At 28.4% G+C, this 1133-nt stretch carries 1 protein-coding gene; it reads right to left on the bottom strand.

Annotated elements, in window-relative coordinates; translation table 11 throughout:
* Window positions 1–135: 135 nt before the first annotated feature.
* A partial coding sequence (locus GBZ86_RS16120) for an alpha-N-acetylglucosaminidase C-terminal domain-containing protein (protein WP_207707477.1) occupies window positions 136–1133 on the bottom strand: 998 nt, incomplete at its 5' end.

Genomic DNA, 1133 nt, shown 5'->3' with positions numbered 1-1133 from the left:
AAGAATTAATTTATGGCAAGTTGCTTAAAACAATACAACTTGATAAAAATATAACTACGCTTGAAGATGTTATTAATCATCTTAATAACGATTCTTTAGCTAGTTAAATTTATTGTAAAGTGGTGTTATATATAACTAAATTAATTTTGAATAAGAAAAATTAGTAAATACTTCATTACCTAAATCTTTTAAACTAAAATTAGTAGGTTCACTACTATATTCTTTATTATTTATAACCCATGTCCAATCAAATTTAAACCAATCTATATTTTTAGGTTCAGTTCCTGTATCTATAGCATTTTTTAATGAATTTATCCACATTTCCCATCTGCCATAATAAAAATCCCCAGTTAAACCTGACCATTGTCTATTTGAATAATCACGCAATCCACCAGCTTCTGATTGTAGTAAGCCTCCCCATGTAGTTATAAGTGCTTTAGAATTTAATTTAAACATATCTGTTGAAAAATCATCAAAAGCTTCTTCTTTAGCATATTTTATCCACGTTCCTACTAAAAATACCCTTTGGGTACTTAGTATTTTTTCTTGTAGCTTTATGAGGTTTAAAAATTTATCTGCATATAATTTAAATCCTGCTGAATCATTTGCATTATATAATGATACAAATTTGTTATAATACTCTTGGGCAGAATTAGCTAAAACTTGTCTTAAATAATCTGCTAAATCAAATAAATAACCTGGATAGTCCTTAAGCTCATCATAATCAGCTAATAAAAGTTTAACAGCTTCTTCAAATTTAATTTTATCATAAAGAACTGTAATGCTTCCAACAAGGGCTGACGATCTTACTCCAAATTTAGGTCTTGCATTAATTATAGATTCTGATGCTCCTTCATGATAATGAGTTCTTTTAGCATAAGCAGTTTCATTAAATACTTTCCATGCATTATATGCATTATCTGTATATTTTCCATATCTTCTTTCTATATAATCCTTTAACCATAACTCAACATTAACGACATCTGTAGTCCAAGCCATTTCAAATAGTAAATCAAATAACACTGGATTTGATTCAAGTGCTTCTGGAGTGATACCAATTCCTTTCATGTGTGATGTTTTTCCTGTAGATGTTGTTTTATACGCATTTGGTATTTCTGTTGCTAAAACTCCAA

The organism is Clostridium tarantellae (assembly GCF_009295725.1).
In the GTDB taxonomy this organism is placed as follows: Bacteria; Bacillota; Clostridia; order Clostridiales; family Clostridiaceae; genus Sarcina; species Sarcina tarantellae.
This window is presented reverse-complemented; position numbering and strand designations above follow the sequence as displayed.